We start from the raw sequence: 16832 nt of genomic DNA on the forward strand, positions 1-16832 counted from the left end.
CACGTGCCGCCCGGAGCCGGGAGGGCGCGGCCCCGAACCGTTCGCGCCCGTACTCCCCACCCCCTCTCGTCTCACCCTGCGGACAACCGGCACAAGGTCGGACAAGAGGGCGGATCAGCGGCGCGCACGCGACTACTCTTCGCCTTAGGCGCCCGCACCACAGCAGCGGGCCTTCGATACTGGAGTCACCACAGTGACCGACGTACAGACATCCGCCACGCACCCCGCACCCGGCGTGCTCAGCAGGATCTTCCGTACCGAGCAGGACGGCGCCCCGAGCGACGGCCACGAGCAGGTCGTCCTCTGCCACGACCGCAGCTCCGGGCTCAAGGCGATCATCGCCATCCACTCCACCGCGCTGGGCCCCGCCCTCGGCGGCACCCGCTTCTTCCCGTACGCCTCCGAGGAGGCGGCCCTGGAGGACGCGCTCAACCTGTCCCGCGGGATGTCCTACAAGAACGCGCTGGCCGGGCTCGACCTCGGCGGCGGCAAGGCCGTCATCATCGGCGACCCGAACAAGGACAAGAACGAGGCGATGCTCCGGGCCTACGGCCGCTTCGTCGAGTCCCTGCGCGGCCGCTACATCACCGCCTGCGACGTGGGCACCTACGTGCAGGACATGGACGTCATCGCGCGCGAGACCGAGTTCGTGACCGGCCGCTCGCCCGAGCACGGCGGCGCCGGCGACTCGTCCATCCTGACCGCCTTCGGCGTCTTCCAGGGCATGCGGGCCACCGCCCAGGCCCGCTGGGGCCAGCCGACCCTGCGCGGCAAGCGGGTCGGCGTCGCCGGCGTCGGCAAGGTCGGCCACTACCTGGTCGGCCACCTCGTCGCGGACGGCGCCACCGTCGTCATCACCGACGTCTCCGAGGCCGCCGTCAACCGCGTCCGTGCGGCCCACCCCGACGTCGAGGTCGTCGCCGACACCGCCGCCCTGCTCCAGGCCAAGCTGGACGTCTACGCCCCCTGCGCGCTCGGCGGCGCGCTGACCGACGCCTCGGTGGCCGCGCTGGGCGAGTTCGGCACCTCGATCGTCTGCGGCGCGGCCAACAACCAGCTGGCCCACCCGGGCGTCGAGAAGGACCTCGCCGACCGCGGCATCCTCTACGCCCCCGACTACCTGGTGAACTCCGGCGGCGTCATCCAGGTCGCCGACGAGATCGAGGGCTTCAACTTCGAGCGGGCCAAGAACAAGGCCACCAAGATCTTCGACACCACCCTGGAGATCTTCACCCGGGCCGCCGCCGACGGCGTCCCGCCGGCGGTCGCCGCCGACCGCCTCGCCGAGAAGCGGATGCGCGAGATCAGTGCGCTGCGCACCGTCCTGCTGCCGGGCGCCCGCCGGGGCTGATCCGCCCGCTCCGGACCCCGCATGCGCGGGGGGCGAGGGCCCACCCGTCCCCCGCGCATCACGATGTGGAACCGGATTCTCACTTCTGCGCCCGATCGGGTGATCGAGAGTCCCCCTTGGGGGGATAATCGATCCCGGAACAACGGAACCGAGACACCTCCTGAGGGCGTGCAAACCGCCGCAAAACCTCCTGTGACCTGGGAAGACCCGGTCTCGGGTGCGGTCGGTGCGCGCCACGTCACACCGACGACGTACCGTCCAGCGGCGGAAACAGGTACCGTTAATGCTCCAAGGGACGGTCCTCCCATTCGGGCAGGCCGGTCCTGATCATGAACACGTGTCAGACTCGGGGCCGTGAGCCCCATCGTTGAGGGGGTCGACCCATGGGGCGCGGCCGGGCCAAGGCCAAGCAGACGAAGGTCGCCCGCGAGCTGAAGTACAACAGCGGCGGGTTTGACGCTAACCGTCTGTCCAACGAGCTGGGCGTATCGCCGTCCACCGCTTCGATCGAGCCGGAGCCGATCGAAGAGGAGGAGGACGACGACCCGTACGCGGAGTACGCCGCCCGCTACGCCGACCTCGACGACGAGGACGACAACGAGCCGGGCACCGGGCCGTCGCAGGCCTCCCGCCGCTCGTAACCCGCAGTTCCGCCGGACCGGTCCGGGCGCCCAGAGCGCCGGGCCGGTCTTCGGCGTTCCCGCGTACGGTCGTCCTTCCTGCTGAGAGCCCGCTGATGACGCGAGAGGGCCCCTCCGGCGTACCGGAGGGGCCCTCTCGCGGTTGCTCCGCGGCTCAGCCGGCCGTGAAGCCCTCGTAGGCGTTGTAGAGGGCAGCGCCGCCCTCGTGCTCGTCGGTGCGCTCGACGATGTCGCCCAGCAGCCAGGCCTCGACGCCGCGGTCCTCCAGGAGCGACAGCACCACGTCCACCGAGTGCGGCGGGACGACCGCGACCATGCCGACGCCCATGTTGAGCGTCTTCTCGATCTCCAGGGTGGCCATCTTGCCGACCTCGGCGACGGTGCGGAACACCGGCAGCGGGGTCCAGGTGCCGCGGTCCAGGCGGGCGTGCAGACCGGCCGGGATGACCCGGGCCAGGTTGGCCGCCAGACCGCCGCCGGTGACGTGCGAGAAGGCGTGGATCTCGGTGGCGCGGGTGAGCGCCAGGCAGTCCAGCGAGTAGATCCGGGTCGGCTCCAGCAGCTCCTCGCCGAGGGTGCGGCCGAACTCCTCGACCTTGCGGTCGAGCTTCCAGCCGGCCTGGTTCAGCAGCACGTGGCGGACCAGCGAGTAGCCGTTGGAGTGCAGGCCGGAGGCGGCCATCGCGATCACCACGTCGCCGGCCCGGACCCGGTCCGCGCCGAGCAGCGCGTCGGCCTCGACGACACCGGTTCCGGCGCCCGCGACGTCGTACTCGTCCGGACCCAGCAGGCCCGGGTGCTCGGCGGTCTCGCCACCGATCAGGGTGCAGCCGGCCAGCGCGCAGCCCTCGGCGATGCCCTTGACGATCGCGGCGACCCGCTCCGGCACGACCTTGCCGACGCAGATGTAGTCGGTCATGAACAGCGGCTCGGCGCCGCACACCACGAGGTCGTCCACGACCATGCCGACCAGGTCGTGGCCGATGGTGTCGTGCTTGTCCATGGCGGCGGCGATGGCCACCTTGGTGCCGACGCCGTCGGTGGCCGTGGCCAGCAGCGGCCGCTCGTAGTTCTTGAAGGCGGACGCGTCGAAGAGCCCGGCGAAGCCGCCGAGGCCGCCGACCACCTCGGGGCGGTCGGCCTTCTTCACCCACTGCTTCATGAGCTCGACGGCGCGGTCGCCCGCCTCGATGTCGACACCGGCGGCGGCGTAGGTGGCGCCGTTCTGGTTGGAGCTGGTCACTGCGTGCGGCCCTCTCGGGTCTGGGGGTTGTTCGGGAACGTCCGGGGGTTGTTCGGGAACAGCGGGGGCGGAACGGCGGTGGGGCCCCGCCTGCGGGACCCCACCGTGGATTCGTTACGGGCGGCGCAGCGCGTCGGCCGCGCCCGCCCCGCCGAGCAGCGACTGGACGCCGTCCAGGTCGCTGCCGCTGGTCGGCTTGCCGCGGACGGCGGGCGGCTGCTGGCCGCCCTTGATCTCGGCCTCCAGCAGGAGCTTGCCGAGCAGCGCCGGGTCCGGCAGCTCCATCGGGTACTCGCCGTCGAAGCAGGCCCGGCAGAGCCTGTCCTTGGGCTGCTTGGTGGCCTCGATCATGCCGTCGATCGAGATGTAGGAGAGCGAGTCGGCACCGAGGGTGCGGCCGATCTCCTCGATGGTCATGCCGTTGGCGATCAGCTCCGCGCGGGTGGCGAAGTCGATGCCGAAGAAGCACGGCCACTTCACCGGCGGCGAGGAGATCCGGATGTGCACCTCGGCGGCGCCGGCCTCGCGCAGCATCTTCACCAGCGCGCGCTGGGTGTTGCCGCGGACGATCGAGTCGTCGACGACGACCAGGCGCTTGCCGGCGATGACCTCGCGCAGCGGGTTCAGCTTGAGCCGGATGCCGAGCTGGCGGATGGTCTGGCTGGGCTGGATGAAGGTGCGGCCCACGTAGGCGTTCTTCACCAGGCCGGAGCCGTACGGGATGCCGCTGGCCTCGGCGTAGCCGATCGCGGCGGGGGTGCCGGACTCGGGCGTCGCTATGACCAGGTCGGCCTCGACCGGGGCCTCCTTCGCCAGCCTGCGGCCCATCTCCACACGGGAGAGGTGGACGTTGCGGCCGGCGATGCTGGTGTCGGGGCGAGCCAGGTAGACGTACTCGAACACGCAGCCCTTGGGCTTCGCCTCGGCGAAGCGGGAGGTGCGCAGGCCGTTCTCGTCGATGGCGATGAGCTCGCCTGGCTCGACCTCGCGGATGAACGAGGCGCCGACGATGTCCAGCGCCGCCGTCTCGGAGGCGACCACCCAGCCGCGCTCCAGCCGGCCGAGCACCAGCGGGCGGATGCCCTGCGGGTCGCGGGCGGCGTAGAGGGTGTGCTCGTCCATGAAGACGAGCGAGAACGCACCCTTGACCTCGGGCAGCACGACCTTGGCCGTCTCCTCGATGGAGAGGTCCGGGTGGCCGGCGAGCAGCGCGGTCACCAGGTCGGTGTCGTTGGTCGCGGCGGTGCGGCCCGAGCGGGAGACGTGCTCCTCGCCGGGCAGTTCGGCGACCATGGCCGCCAGTTCGGCGGTGTTCACCAGGTTTCCGTTGTGCCCGAGGGCCAGCGAACCGTGGACGGTCGCCCGGAAGGTCGGCTGGGCGTTCTCCCAGACCGAGGAACCGGTGGTCGAGTAGCGGGCGTGTCCGACGGCGATATGCCCGTGCAACGACCCCAGCGAGGCCTCGTCGAAGACCTGGGAGACGAGTCCCATGTCCTTGAAGACGAGAATCTGGGAGCCGTTGCTCACTGCGATGCCCGCGGATTCCTGACCGCGGTGCTGCAGGGCGTAAAGGCCGAAGAACGTGAGCTTGGCGACCTCCTCGCCGGGAGCCCAGACACCGAAGACGCCACACGCGTCCTGGGGGCCTTTCTCACCGGGAAGAAGATCGTGGTTGAGTCTTCCGTCACCACGTGGCACGCCTTCGAGTCTAGGGCAGCGGGAACGGGCTTCCGGAACCCGGGATGCCGGGATTCTCGGGCGATCGTTCGGTAACGCGCGTAGACAAAACCCCTTACCGGGCGGGGATTTCAGGGTTGCGCAATTCCGGCGGGTGGCGACTGGCCTTGCGGTTCGCGCCTGTTGGCGCATTCCGCGTACGGAGCGCCGGGTGTCGGGGCGGAGGCGAACGTGAGCCTGCTCACCCGGGGTTCACGCGGGCTTCACGCTTCGGCTCACTGCTTGGTTCGCCGCTCGGCTCACGTAGGCCTGACGGCTCGGCTCACTGCTCGGCTCACGCAGGCCTGTTCACGCCGCCGGCAGCAGGAGGCCCCAGGCGCCCGGGTGCACCGTCCACGTCCGGGCACGGACCGGGCCGACCGGGTGGCCGTCCGCCTCGTAGCCGAAGCCGCGCCCGACCACCGAGACGCTCGCGGCCCGGGTGCGCACGAGTGCGTCGGGCGCATGAACGACGATCTCCATCACGCCCGTCCCGTCCGACTCCCCGGACGGCAGCGTGACCTGCACCAGCCGGACCGGCCGGTGGACGTCCGCGAGCAGCCGGCCGTCGGCCTCGACCCGGATCCGGGAGCTGTGCTCGGCCGCCTCGGAGACGGGTGCGTTCCCCTGCTCGGCCGCAGCCAGTTTCGCCCATAGCGAACGCCAGCCCCCCGGACGGCCGACCAGCCGCCGTGCCCCGCTCCCGGAGATCCGCACCCCGCCCAGCGCGACTCCGCCGCCGTCGTCCACCAGCAGATCCAGCTTCCGCGGCGCGCCCGACAGCACCGCCCGGGCCGCCGGTACCGGAGCCCCCGGCACACCGAGCGCGCGGGCCGCCACCAGCTCCTCCGGCCGGCCAACCGGAACCATGCCCACCGGATCCGCGCCCAGCTCACGCTGCCGATGCAGGGCCTGCAGCACTCGCTGCAGGGCGAGATCGGAACCGATCACCACCGGTCGCCGTCGACCCCGGTGCGAAAGCACCCGATCGAGTTCGGACGGACTCTCCGGGTACGCCACCTTGACGTCCGCACCCCCGCAGAGCACGTCCTTCGCGATCCGCACCGACTCGCCGTCGGCCTGCCGGGCCACCGGGTCTAGGAGCAGCAGAAGCGGTTCGGGGCCCCCGGTTGCGGGTGTGGACAGGGACGACACGACCGGTCCTTCCTCAGGTAATCTCTCGGTGCAAGAGCCCCTTGCGCTACTGCGCCAGGGGCTTCGTCTATCTCGGGGCAGACTGCGGCCTTCGCAGGATGCCCCAACCGGAAGGGGTGTACGCCTGTGCCGGCACTCGTGCTCGTTGGCGCTCAGTGGGGAGACGAGGGCAAGGGGAAGGCGACCGACCTCCTCGGCGGCTCCGTCGACTACGTCGTCCGCTACCAGGGCGGCAACAACGCCGGTCACACGGTGGTCATCGGCGACCAGAAGTATGCCCTGCACCTGCTCCCTTCCGGCATCCTCAGCCCGAACGTGACGCCGGTGATCGGCAACGGCGTCGTCATCGACCCGGGCGTGCTGCTCTCCGAGCTGGGCGGCCTGAACGAGCGCGGCATCGACACCTCCAAGCTGCTGATCTCGGGCAACGCCCACCTGATCACGCCGTACCACCGCACCCTGGACAAGGTCACCGAGCGCTTCCTGGGCAAGCGCCGGATCGGCACCACCGGCCGCGGCATCGGCCCGACCTACGCGGACAAGATCAACCGCGTCGGCATCCGGGTCCAGGACCTGTTCGACGAGTCGATCCTGCGCCAGAAGATCGAGGCGGCGCTGCACGACAAGAACCAGATCCTGGTCAAGCTCTACAACCGCCGCGCCATCCCGGCCGAGCTGGTCGTCGAGGAGTACCTCGGCTACGCGGAGAAGATCAAGCCCTTCCTCGCCGACACCACCCTCGTCCTGGACGAGGCCCTCAAGGCCGGCAAGGTCGTCCTCCTGGAGGGCGGTCAGGGCACCCTGCTCGACGTCGACCACGGCACGTACCCCTTCGTGACCTCGTCGAACCCGACCGCGGGCGGCGCCTGCACCGGCGCCGGCATCGGCCCCACCAAGATCGACCGGGTCATCGGCATCCTCAAGGCCTACACCACCCGCGTCGGCTCCGGCCCGTTCCCGACCGAGCTGAACGACGAGGACGGCGAGGCCCTGCGCCGCATCGGCGGCGAGCGCGGTGTCACCACCGGCCGTGACCGCCGCTGCGGCTGGTTCGACGCCGTCATCGCGCGCTACGCGACCCGGGTCAACGGCCTCACCGACTTCTTCCTCACCAAGCTCGACGTGCTGACCGGCTGGGAGCAGATCCCGGTCTGCGTCGCGTACGAGATCGACGGGCAGCGGGTCGAGGAACTCCCCTACAACCAGTCGGACTTCCACCACGCCAAGCCGATCTACGAGACGCTGCCGGGCTGGAACGAGGACATCAGCAAGGCGAAGTCCTTCGCCGAGCTGCCGAAGAACGCGCAGGCGTACGTGAAGGCGCTGGAGGAGATGTCGGGCGCGCCGATCTCCGCCATCGGCGTCGGTCCGGGCCGGGACGAGACGATCCAGATCAACTCGTTCATCTGAGCCTGAGGTTCGTGAGGGGCCCTGCGGGACACGGGCGGTTTCTAGTGGTCGTTGCAACACGTGGTCGGTTGTCTAGGCCGCGAGGAGTTTAGCCAGACGCTCGGCTGGGGTTTCCCAGCCGAGCGTTTTGCGTGGGCGGCGGTTGAGCTGGTCGGCGACGGCGGCCAGGTGCTCGGGCGTGTGGACCGACAGGTCGGTGCCCTTGGGGAAGTACTGCCGCAGCAGGCCGTTCGTGTTCTCGTTGGAGCCGCGCTGCCAGGGACTGGCCGGGTCGCAGAAGTAGACCGGGATGTCGGTGGCCAGGCTGAACTCCGCGTGCCTGGCCATCTCGCTGCCCTGGTCCCAGGTCAGGGACCGCTTCAGCTGGACCGGGAGTGTCCGGGCGGTGGCCACCAGGGCGTCGCGGACGGTCTCGGCGGTGTGGTCGCCGGGCAGGTGCAGCAGCATCACGTAGCGGGTCGAACGCTCGACCAGGGTGCCGATCGCGGACTTGTGCTCCTTGCCGAGGATCAGATCGCCCTCCCAGTGGCCGGGGACGGCCCGGTCCTCGGCCTCGGCGGGGCGCTCGCTGATCATGACCATCGGGTCGGTGAAGCGGGAACGCCGGCAGTTGGCCTGCCGCTGGGGCCTGCGGCGGGCCCGGCCTGAGCGCAGGGCACCGGCGAGCTCGCGCCGCAGCTCGCCGCGGCCCTGGACGTAGAGCGCCTGGTAGACGGTCTCGTGGACCACGTGCATCTCCGGCCGGTCGGGGAACTGTCGACGTAGAGCGTGGCAGATCTGCTCCGGGCTCCACTGCTCGTCCAGCATCGCCTGGACGGCGGCGTGCAGCTCGGGGTTCTCGGTGATCTTGCGGGCCTTGGGGCGGGGCCGGCGAGCGTCCGCCCTGGCCTGGGCGGCGTGCGGACGGTAGTGCCACTGCCCGCGAGTGCCCTCGGTGCGGTTGCGGCGGATCTCCCGGCTGATGGTGGACGGACTGCGGCCCAGCTCCGCGGCGATGGCCCGCACGGTGGCCTTCTCCCGCAGCCGGTCGGCGATGTGGATCCGCTCGTCCTCGCTCAGATACCGGGAGACACCGGAAGGCGGCACCACCATGCGAATCGGTGGTGCCGCCTTCTGCCGCTGCTCGGCTCCGCGGCCGTGACGCCACTTCTGGCCGGTCCGGCGGGCGATGCCGACGATCCGGCACGCCTCGGTGTTCGTGTAGCCCTGCTGCATGAGCCGGGAGTATGCCTCCCGTTCCCGGCGCAGCTTCACAGGCCCCTGGGCCGTCCGGTCCTTGCGGATCTCGAAGTCCAATGCATCCCCTGAACTGGGGTGTTGCAACGACTCCTAGAACCCAAGCACGTCCCGCAGGGCCCCTCGCTTTGCCCCACCCCTCCATTTTGCACTAGTGCGTATATCCATTGCCTCTAGTGCAATTGGGCGCTACCGTCTGGATCATGACCGCGAAGCTCCCCGTGCCCGTCACCCTCACCGGCCGCCACGTCCGCCTGGAGCCCCTGGACCGCCGGCACCTCCCCGACCTCTGGGACACCGTCGGCCCCGACCCGGAGGTCTGGCGCCGGGTCCCCTTCCTCCCGCCGACGACCGAAGAGGAGTTGGGCGCGATCCTCGACACCCGCATCGCCGAGGTCGAGGCCGGAACGGCGGTGAAGTTCGCCGTCATCGAGCTGGCCGGCGGCAGGGCCGTCGGCGTCACCGGCTTCTACGACTTCAGCGCGGTGAACGAGCTGGTCGAGATCGGCGGCACCTGGTACGCCCGGTCGGTGTGGCGGACGGCCGTCAACTCGGAGTCGAAGCTGCTGATGATGCAATACGCCTTCGAGGACCTGGGCATGGGCCGGGTCTTCTGGAAGGCGGACGCACTCAACGACCGCTCCCGCAACGCGATCCTGCGCCTCGGCGCCAGCTTCGAGGGCATCCACCGCCGGGACCGGCTCCGCGCCAACGGCGTATGGCGGGACACCGCCTACTTCTCGATGCTCGCCGACGAGTGGCCCGAGGCCAAGTCGCGGTTGGTCGAGCGCCTTTCCCGCGGCTGAGTGTTGACGCGCCAGGCCACCCACCCGACGAAGACAAGTGCCACGAGCAGCGACACCAGCCCGATCACGTGTGCCCCACCTTCGTCACCGCCCACACCGCCTTGCCGTGACTCCCGATCGCCTCAACGCCCCACGACTCGGAGAGCGCGTCGACGATGTCCAGGCCCCGGCCGCTCGTTCGCGAGTCGTCCGGGGCCTGTCTCCGGAGGGGGTTCCCCGACGAGTCGGAGACGGTGATGTGCAGCCTCCCGCCCCGGAGTTCAAGCACGACCGTCGGCTGCCCCTCCCCGTGGAGCAGTGCATTGGTCACCAGCTCGGAGACGATCAGGCACGCCGAGTCGGGGTCGAGCCCGATGATTCGGAGGGCGTCCCGCAGGAGTCGGCGGATCGGGCCGACCATGCCGAGATGGGCCGGCGGCGAGAGGCTCAGCCTGAACCCCGAAGTCGGCTCCGTACGAGGGGAAGTGAACAGAGGAAGACACACGACTGTCTCCAGCCCTATGAGAGAGATGAGGATGCTCGCGAATGAAGACGCCACCCGTGGCCTACCCCCGCCGACGATGAGGAGCGCAGGCGTCGGCAGCCTGCACTCGCACACCCGGGGTGCACTTCGGGACGCTGACGACACTTCATGTAAGCGGCTCGCTACACACCGTAGAGCATCCACCGGCAGTCATGCCACCCAATCGGCAGCATTAGTGCCCACTTTTTTAGGGGAACATGTGCCCCAATCCTGGTCGCCCGCCTCTCCGAGTGGACTGCCACCGAGAGACACGGGAGACTCCCGGCATGCCACCGAGGAACACACCAACCGCCCGCCAGTTGCGTGTTGGACTGGAGCTGCGAAAGATGCGCGACTCCGCCAGGAAGACGACCGCTGACGCAGCCTCAATCCTCGGCCTGGATCGAACGAAGATCACCCAGATCGAGAAGGGCCTCTACGCCATCTCGCCCGACCGCGTACGGACCCTGGCCCGCGAGTACCAGGAGGGCGACTCGGCCTATGTCGAAGCGCTCGCCTCGGTCGCGGCAGAGCGCGGCAAGGGATGGTGGGAGGAGTACCGGGGCGTCCTGCCTGGAAGCCTCCTCGACATCTCGGAACTCGAACATCGCGCCGAAGGCCGGATAAGGACTCTGCAGATCTGCCACGCGCCCGGCCTGCTCCAGACCGAGGACACCGCCCGGGCGATCTTCGAGATGGTCCATCCACGGCTCCCCGCTCGCGATCTCTGGGCACGGATCGCCCACCGCGTGGAGCGCGTCAAGGTTCTCACCAGGCCTCATGCCGTCGAGTACGACGCGATCATCCACGAGGCGGCCCTGCGCATGAACTTCGGCGGAAAGGCCGTGGCCCGCGCCCAGCTCGAACACATCCGTGCGATGACCGACCGCCCCAACATCACCGTGCGGGTCATCACGTTCGACGCCCCGGGCTTCTCCGGCGCCGGGAACGCGGTCCTCTACGTCGGTGGCGCCGTCCCACGGCTGGACACCGTGCAGGTCGACTCCGTCCACGGCCCCATCTTCCTCGACGGCTCCGACCAACTCGACAACTACCGCGAGACTCTCAACGCCATGGAGAGGTCGGCGCTCAGCCCGGCCGACTCGATCGCCTTCATGGATGATCTCCTGAAGACGTCCTGAAAGGAGAACCGTGGAAGACCTCGACTGGCGCACTCCGAGCATCTGCGGCGCGGGCAACAACTGCCCCGAGGTGGCGATCACGGCAGACTCGGTGTTCATCCGAAGCAGCCTCGCCCGCAACGCGCCCCCTGTCCGCTTCACCCACCGGGAGTGGCGGGATCTCCTCGATGGCATAGCCAAGGGAGAGTTCACCATCTGACCGGAACTGGAGAAGGCGACCATGTCCCAGCAGTGGCAGAAGTCATCGCTGAGCGGGGAGTCCAACGAGTGCGTCGAAGTCCGTTCCATCGCCAACAGGATCGAGATTCGCGAGTCCGACGCACCTGACTCGGTCATCGTGACGACTCCGCAGAAGTACGCCCTCTGGATCGAAGGCGTCAAGCGCGGCGAGTTCGACCACTTCGGCAACGCCTGACAAACGTGTTCCGGTGGCCCCTTGCTCCGCGCAAAGGGCCACCGGCTGACCATCACCGAACCCCTGGGAGTTTCAATGACCGAGTCAAGCCGCCTGCGCGACCGGCTGTGCGGGGGTGAACTCCCGTCCGTCGCGCAACAGCGCCCACAGGACGTTCACCCGGCGCCGGGCAAGGGCGATGAGGGCCTGGACGTGGCCGCAGCCCTCGGCACGCTTCTTGAGGTAGAAGTCCCGGTTCGGGCCGTCCTTGATCATGCTGGTCTGCGCGGACATGTAAAACACCCTGCGCAGGCGACGGCTGTAACGCTTGGGCCGGTGCAGGTTGCCGGTGCGTCGGCCCGAGTCGCGGGGCACCGGAACCAGGCCGGCCGCGGAGGCCAGCCGGCCGGCATCCGCGTAGGCCGACAGGTCGCCCGCAGCGACGACGAACTCGGCGCCCAGGATCGGGCCGATGCCCGGCATCGACTCGATGATGTGCGCCTGCGGGTGGGCATGGAAGGTCTCCTTGATCTGCTTGTCGAGGCCACCGATCCGCTCGTCCAGCGCGAGGAGTTGGGAGGCCAGGTCTGCGACGATCGAGGCCGCGATGCTCTCACCGGGCAGCACAGTGTGCTGGGCCCCGGCCGCCTCCAGCGCGGTGGCGGCGACCTTGTCGGCCGAGCGGACACCACGCTTGCGCAGCCAAGACTCCAGACGGGCGCGGCCCACCCGGCGTATCCCGGCCGGGGTCTGCCGGTAGGTCAGCAGGGTCAGCGCGCCCTTGCTGCCGGACCAGTCGAAGGCCCGCTCCAGGGCCGGGAAGATCCCGGTCAGCACGTCACGGAGCCGGTTGACCATGCGGACCCGGTCGGCGACCAGGTCAGTGCGGTGCGCGACCAGCAGCGCCAGATCGGCCACCAGCTGGGCGGGGACGTCCACGGCCGCGAAGTCCCTGCGCAGGCGCGAGGTCTCCGCGATCACGAACGCGTCGCGGGCGTCGGTCTTCGCCTCGCCTCGGTAGGCGCCGGACATCCGGTTGACGGTGCGGCCGGGAACGTAGACCGGCTTCTGCCCGTGCGACGCGAGCAGGGCCAGCAGCAGCGCGGACGCGGTGCCGGACAGGTCGATCGCCCAGTCCACCGCACCCGCCATGGCCAGCGCTTCGGCGACCGCTTCCAGGATCGCGGCCTCGTCGTTGTCGATCTTCTTCGACCAGACCTGGAACCCCGACTCGTCGACCGCCGCCGCCCAGTGGTGGCCCTTGCCCGCGTCGATCCCCACCCAGATCCGAGCCCGCCGCTCTGTCATCCCACGCTCCCCACGCCGAAACCAGCACTCTCCTTGGCCCGAGGAACACCCCGCCGTCAGCTCCGTAAACAGCGACCAGGACGCAGATCTCAATCAGCGGTCAGGGCGCCCCGGAGAGCCGGACGGCCACTCCTTGGGAGCCACCAGAGGCAAGCCACCATCAGCCACATCCGGCCCTCCCGGGCCGCCTAACAACTTACGGAGCCACCATGAGCGACTGGCAGAGGCCGTCACTGAGCAGCGAGTCCGACGTGTGCCTCGAAGTCCGGACCGTCGACGGCATGGTCGAGATCCGCGAGTCGGACACGACCGAGATCACCGTCCGCACCACCCCGAAGAAGTGGGAGGCCTTCCTCCTCGGCGTCCAGGCCGGCGAGTTCGACCACCTCGTCGCGGACGCCGAATAGGTCGTTCCGGCGGCCCTTGCGCCTCGCAAGGAGCCGCCGGAAGTAACTGCGGACGATGCGGGGGTTGGCGCTGGCGTCGGCAGAAGACGTACTGATGGCAGACCACGTTTAACGCCCCAGAACGACAAACGTTTCGGATCCGTGCCCTCAACCAGAAGCCCTCGGCAGTTTCGACTGCCGAGGGCTTCTGTGTATCGCGGTGGCACCAACCGCAGTCACCCGGCGAGCAGGGGGTTCGCGCTGGTGGGCGGCCGGACGCCGGTCAGGTCGGCCGCGCGGTCAGCCAGCAACGGAGCCAGCTCGGGGTACCAACCTCGGGCAACTGCTTGCAGCATCTCGGCCAGGGCGACCAGTTCCCCGATCCGGCCGGCTGGGGTGTCGAGCACCGGCGCGAACTCCGACCGGAGACGGGCAGCCACCTGGGGGACGAGCAGACTGTTGGCGTGGAGCAGGCCCGGGTCGTAACCCACGGGCACCAGCCCCCAGCGCTCCCAGTCGAGCAGGGTGAGCGGGGCCGTCAGGTTTCCCCAGTGCAGATCAGCATGGCCGGTGACCCGCTCGACCTTCTCCGGCGCGGGGATGCCGAGGAACTGCGGGAAGGCCCGCTCGATCCACTCGGGTCGGATGGTGGTGCGGACGCCCTCCGCCTGGCCGAGCCGGCTCAGGACGCGGCACAGGCTGCTCCACCACTCGTCCGGTAGTCCCGGGTCGTGGGCGAGGTCAGCCCGGTCCGGCGAGATGACCGGGTGGCTCACGTAGTCGGTCATCTCAGCCTGGTAGACGTGTTCATCCTCCCTCCAGTCGATCACGTCGTGCAGCCGTGGCCGGGGAACATCGTCCGGAATCAGGGTGGACGCGCCGACGATGCCTTCGCCCTGCTTCCGCTGCGCGTTGGCCTTGGTCGTGCAGTTCACCCTCAGCCACTGGTTTCCGGCTCGTCGACCCATGGTTCGGCCTTGGAAGCCCCAGGCTGCGGGGCCAGTACAGGTCAGCCCCAGGAGCAGCGCCGCAGTGTGGTGAGCGGCCTCCATGCGGACCTGGGTCGCCTCATCCGGTGGCGAGTTCATCAAGGATGCTCCTCAGACGTTCAGGTGCAAGGGGGACGGCCACGGCCTTCGCCGCATCGTCCCAGTGTTCCGGAGTGCTGGCCGACACAAGGACCACATCCAGGCCAGGGCAGGACGCGACAGCCAGTAGTGCAGCCGCTGGAGCCGACAGGCCGGCACGAATGAACTCCGCCAGTTCGGGTGTCATCAGGCCGGGCAATTCACCGCCGTGCAGAGGCGCAGAGGCGAAGGTGATGACTCCGGCATCTTGCGCCTGGACGAGTGGCCCGCTGCCGTTCAGCGCCTGGACCATGGGATCGGCCATGACCAGGCTGACTGGCAGCTGGAGGCCGGTGAAGTGGTGCGAGGCTGAGCCGGCGGCCTCCCCGGCGAGGCCGAGCAAGTCAGGCACCGTGAACGCGCCGGAGGCCAGGCCCGACCAGGTGGCGACTCCATACCCGCCGATCTGGCCGCTTTGGGCGAACTCTTCCAACACTGCGAAGGCTTCCCGGAGCTCGGCCTGCACCTGGGCGCGGTCATGGCCGACCCGCTCGGGGTTGTGGACGAACACCAGGTTGGCCCGGCCGAGCAGGCGCAGCGCGCGCTCCGTCTGCCACCGGATGAAGGTCGGTGCGAGGCTGTGACCGCCCGCCGCCTCGTCGGCGGTCAACACGCCAGCTGCGACCGCAGCTCGACCCTGGGCAGCCGTGTGGAAACCGGTCTTCGTCGACATCCGTGCATCTGGGTAGTCGGCTGCCACCTGCGCCAGCTGCTGGTGGGCGAAGCCATCCGCATAGTTCGGAGCCGTATCGACCCAGGAAGCGCCCGCCGCGAGGGCGGTGCGCGCCGCTTGAGCAACGACGCGCACCCGGTACGTCCCCAGCCCCAACACGGCCGTCACAGCGCTGTCCCGACAACGGCGGCTGCTTGGCCCTCGATGAGCACCGACACCAGGGAGGCCACGTGCTCGACCTCCAAGCTGGCGATCTCGGCCAGCGCCCCCAGGGTGGCCGGCTCACCTGTGAGCAACTTCTGGAGCAGCGGAGTGGCCTGCCCAGCGAAGTCCCACGCCGTTCCCGCCGCCGCCAGGGTGACGGTGCCTTCCGGCGCGTTTTCCGTCAGCCTCGCCCGTGGTGCAGTGAGGCGCACCCTCACCTCAGCCCTCGCGGGCAGACCTCCGATGTACGGCAACGAGGTGACCGCCCTGCCGTAGTGCGTGGTGTCCACCGACTCGGCCCACCGGCTGACCAGGTCCGGATCGGTGAGCTCGCTCAGCACCTCGGCGCGCAGATTCTCGACGTAGGCAGCCTGCTCCTCTGGCGAGGCGAACCGAGGCACATCCAGGCGCAGCGCGGTACGAGACCGCAGCTGGTCGACCACCCAGGTCAGGAGGTCAGCTCCCGTGTTGGTGACCAGACCGAAGGTGAGGTGCAGCGACTCCGACCCCTGGTCGGCCGCAACCGCATGCCACCAGCCGCGCGGCAGGTAGAGCACGTCGCCGGCCGTCAGCACGATGTCCGCGACCGGCTCGCCCTCGGGAGTGTCCGGGCTTTCGACGTCTCGGAACGTCGGAGCCTCACGGGTGGGGCCGTAGAGCCGCCAGCGCTTTGCTCCGTACATCTGGACGACCACCACGTCGTGGTCGTCCCAATGGGTGCCGAAGCCCTCCTTCTCGGTCCACGACGCGTAGGCGTTGACCTGCACCAGCGTTCCGAGGAAGCGCTCCAGTCCTTCAGCTGCCGCCCCGATGGGCGGGTGGATCTTCTCGATGGAGTCCAGGACGAGCGAAGCACCCTCTGCCAGGCGAGCGTGCAGCTCAGCCGGTTGGAAGCGGTGCCACGTCACCGACCGGCGGGTGGTCACCGGCAGCGCGTACCGGTGCAGCGGCAACATCTCGCCGTCCAGCGACAGCCGCAGCCGTGGAGGCTCCAGCCGCTGGGTGGCGAGGATGGTGTTGAGGTCGTCCCAGGAGAGCAGGCCGGCGACGTCGGTGGCCTGCCCGGGGATGACGGCGTAGGAGCGGTTGAACGTCTGGGCGAGGAACGAGTCCCCGCCCAGACGCGCCGCCCACGAGGCAGCATCAAGCATCGTGGGCGGCCGGATCAGTCGTTGCCGTCGGAACGGCCGCTGCTGACGTCGGACGGCTGCTCGGTGCGAGCCCGAGCCGCAGCGATCTTCCGCGCCGAAACGAGGAGACCGCCCTCAGCGGTCGGAGCCGCCGGGGTGCTGTTGTGCACCATGGTCTTTCCCTTCTGATAGACACTCCCGCCGGGGTTTCGACGGGAAGACTTTGATGGTGAGGTTTGGACGACCAGTGACCGAGCCCGCAAGCGGTCAGTGGCCACCGAGCCCGGCTGGGTCAGAGCCGCTGCCGGGCCAACTTCGTCCGGCACGTCCCTACAGAACCGCCTCCAACCGGCGTGAACCAGAGCAGAATTGGCGCATTGATGTCGCATCCGAGGCGCATACCCGGGC

At 69.6% G+C, this 16832-nt stretch carries 17 protein-coding genes; 8 read left to right on the plus strand and 9 right to left on the minus strand.

Features of this window, described 5'->3' with window-relative positions; genetic code table 11:
* Nucleotides 1-193: 193 nt before the first annotated feature.
* Entirely contained in the window at nucleotides 194-1351 is a 1158-nt protein-coding gene (locus F7Q99_RS12215; protein WP_326846576.1) for a Glu/Leu/Phe/Val dehydrogenase dimerization domain-containing protein, read from the plus strand.
* Nucleotides 1352-1734: 383 nt separating this feature from the next.
* Complete coding sequence (locus tag F7Q99_RS12220; RefSeq protein ID WP_153461248.1) at nucleotides 1735-1992, plus strand: DUF3073 domain-containing protein; 258 nt, start codon at nucleotides 1735-1737, stop codon at nucleotides 1990-1992.
* A 154-nt stretch (nucleotides 1993-2146) separates the two neighbouring features.
* Here the strand turns inward: F7Q99_RS12220 and purM are convergent, their stop codons facing one another.
* The 3 genes from purM to F7Q99_RS12235 form a co-directional block, all read right to left on the minus strand.
* Entirely contained in the window at nucleotides 2147-3235 is a 1089-nt protein-coding gene (purM, locus tag F7Q99_RS12225) for a phosphoribosylformylglycinamidine cyclo-ligase (protein WP_326846577.1), read from the minus strand.
* Nucleotides 3236-3349: 114 nt separating this feature from the next.
* Complete coding sequence (gene purF, locus F7Q99_RS12230) at nucleotides 3350-4933, minus strand: amidophosphoribosyltransferase (RefSeq protein WP_326846578.1); 1584 nt, start codon at nucleotides 4931-4933, stop codon at nucleotides 3350-3352.
* 327 nt (nucleotides 4934-5260) lie between these two features.
* Entirely contained in the window at nucleotides 5261-6106 is an 846-nt protein-coding gene (locus F7Q99_RS12235; RefSeq protein WP_153461249.1) for a diacylglycerol kinase, read from the minus strand.
* A 126-nt stretch (nucleotides 6107-6232) separates the two neighbouring features.
* Here F7Q99_RS12235 and F7Q99_RS12240 point away from each other — a divergent pair, with 126 nt between their 5' ends.
* A complete protein-coding gene (locus F7Q99_RS12240; protein WP_326846579.1) occupies nucleotides 6233-7516 on the plus strand; it encodes an adenylosuccinate synthase in 1284 nt (427 codons plus the stop codon).
* 72 nt (nucleotides 7517-7588) lie between these two features.
* Here F7Q99_RS12240 and F7Q99_RS12245 read toward each other — a convergent pair whose 3' ends face one another.
* The gene (locus F7Q99_RS12245; RefSeq protein ID WP_153460101.1) at nucleotides 7589-8812 is read right to left on the minus strand and encodes an IS30 family transposase; all 1224 of its coding nucleotides are present in this window, start codon (nucleotides 8810-8812) and stop codon (nucleotides 7589-7591) included.
* A gap of 143 nt (nucleotides 8813-8955) precedes the next feature.
* On the opposite strand from F7Q99_RS12245, the gene F7Q99_RS12250 reads away from it, so the two are divergent.
* The gene (locus F7Q99_RS12250) at nucleotides 8956-9558 is read left to right on the plus strand and encodes a GNAT family N-acetyltransferase (RefSeq protein ID WP_153461250.1); all 603 of its coding nucleotides are present in this window, start codon (nucleotides 8956-8958) and stop codon (nucleotides 9556-9558) included.
* Between the two features lie 64 nt (nucleotides 9559-9622).
* Here the strand turns inward: F7Q99_RS12250 and F7Q99_RS12255 are convergent, their stop codons facing one another.
* On the minus strand, nucleotides 9623-9958 hold the full coding sequence (locus F7Q99_RS12255; protein WP_153461251.1) for an ATP-binding protein: 336 nt from the start codon (nucleotides 9956-9958) through the stop codon (nucleotides 9623-9625).
* Between the two features lie 389 nt (nucleotides 9959-10347).
* Here F7Q99_RS12255 and F7Q99_RS12260 point away from each other — a divergent pair, with 389 nt between their 5' ends.
* From F7Q99_RS12260 to F7Q99_RS12270, 3 genes are read left to right on the plus strand one after another with little or no spacing between them, the layout of a single operon-like run.
* A complete protein-coding gene (locus tag F7Q99_RS12260) occupies nucleotides 10348-11202 on the plus strand; it encodes a Scr1 family TA system antitoxin-like transcriptional regulator (protein WP_153461252.1) in 855 nt (284 codons plus the stop codon).
* Between the two features lie 10 nt (nucleotides 11203-11212).
* Nucleotides 11213-11401: a DUF397 domain-containing protein gene (locus F7Q99_RS41065; RefSeq protein WP_153461253.1), complete on the plus strand. Its 189-nt coding sequence runs from the start codon at nucleotides 11213-11215 to the stop codon at nucleotides 11399-11401.
* A gap of 21 nt (nucleotides 11402-11422) precedes the next feature.
* Nucleotides 11423-11617, plus strand: coding sequence for a DUF397 domain-containing protein (locus F7Q99_RS12270; RefSeq protein ID WP_153461254.1), 195 nt, complete (start codon nucleotides 11423-11425; stop codon nucleotides 11615-11617).
* A gap of 84 nt (nucleotides 11618-11701) precedes the next feature.
* Here the strand turns inward: F7Q99_RS12270 and F7Q99_RS12275 are convergent, their stop codons facing one another.
* A complete protein-coding gene (locus F7Q99_RS12275; RefSeq protein ID WP_153459813.1) occupies nucleotides 11702-12904 on the minus strand; it encodes an IS110 family RNA-guided transposase in 1203 nt (400 codons plus the stop codon).
* Between the two features lie 209 nt (nucleotides 12905-13113).
* Here F7Q99_RS12275 and F7Q99_RS12280 point away from each other — a divergent pair, with 209 nt between their 5' ends.
* The gene (locus F7Q99_RS12280) at nucleotides 13114-13311 is read left to right on the plus strand and encodes a DUF397 domain-containing protein (RefSeq protein ID WP_153461255.1); all 198 of its coding nucleotides are present in this window, start codon (nucleotides 13114-13116) and stop codon (nucleotides 13309-13311) included.
* A 215-nt stretch (nucleotides 13312-13526) separates the two neighbouring features.
* Here F7Q99_RS12280 and F7Q99_RS12285 read toward each other — a convergent pair whose 3' ends face one another.
* From F7Q99_RS12285 to F7Q99_RS12295, 3 genes are all read right to left on the minus strand, one after another.
* Nucleotides 13527-14225 carry a hypothetical protein gene (locus F7Q99_RS12285; protein WP_326846580.1) on the minus strand — a complete coding sequence of 233 codons (699 nt, stop codon included), beginning with the start codon at nucleotides 14223-14225 and terminating at the stop codon, nucleotides 13527-13529.
* Between the two features lie 133 nt (nucleotides 14226-14358).
* The gene (locus F7Q99_RS12290; RefSeq protein WP_326846581.1) at nucleotides 14359-15258 is read right to left on the minus strand and encodes an aldo/keto reductase; all 900 of its coding nucleotides are present in this window, start codon (nucleotides 15256-15258) and stop codon (nucleotides 14359-14361) included.
* Nucleotides 15255-16445, minus strand: coding sequence for a cupin domain-containing protein (locus tag F7Q99_RS12295; protein ID WP_153461257.1), 1191 nt, complete (start codon nucleotides 16443-16445; stop codon nucleotides 15255-15257). Before F7Q99_RS12295 ends, F7Q99_RS12290 begins: the two co-directional genes overlap by 4 nt.
* Nucleotides 16446-16832: the final 387 nt, after the last annotated feature.

It is taken from the genome of Streptomyces kaniharaensis, assembly GCF_009569385.1.
GTDB classification, from domain to species: Bacteria; Actinomycetota; Actinomycetes; order Streptomycetales; family Streptomycetaceae; genus Kitasatospora; species Kitasatospora kaniharaensis.

Coding starts and splice junctions, on each gene's coding strand:
- F7Q99_RS12260 (WP_153461252.1), top strand. CDS start 10,348: ATGCCACCGAGGAACACACCAACCGCCCGCCAGTTGCGTGTTGGACTG.
- F7Q99_RS12220 (WP_153461248.1), top strand. CDS start 1,735: ATGGGGCGCGGCCGGGCCAAGGCCAAGCAGACGAAGGTCGCCCGCGAG.
- F7Q99_RS12295 (WP_153461257.1), bottom strand. CDS start 16,445: ATGCTTGATGCTGCCTCGTGGGCGGCGCGTCTGGGCGGGGACTCGTTC.
- F7Q99_RS12280 (WP_153461255.1), top strand. CDS start 13,114: ATGAGCGACTGGCAGAGGCCGTCACTGAGCAGCGAGTCCGACGTGTGC.
- F7Q99_RS12275 (WP_153459813.1), bottom strand. CDS start 12,904: ATGACAGAGCGGCGGGCTCGGATCTGGGTGGGGATCGACGCGGGCAAG.
- F7Q99_RS12270 (WP_153461254.1), top strand. CDS start 11,423: ATGTCCCAGCAGTGGCAGAAGTCATCGCTGAGCGGGGAGTCCAACGAG.
- F7Q99_RS12250 (WP_153461250.1), top strand. CDS start 8,956: ATGACCGCGAAGCTCCCCGTGCCCGTCACCCTCACCGGCCGCCACGTC.
- F7Q99_RS12255 (WP_153461251.1), bottom strand. CDS start 9,958: ATGGTCGGCCCGATCCGCCGACTCCTGCGGGACGCCCTCCGAATCATC.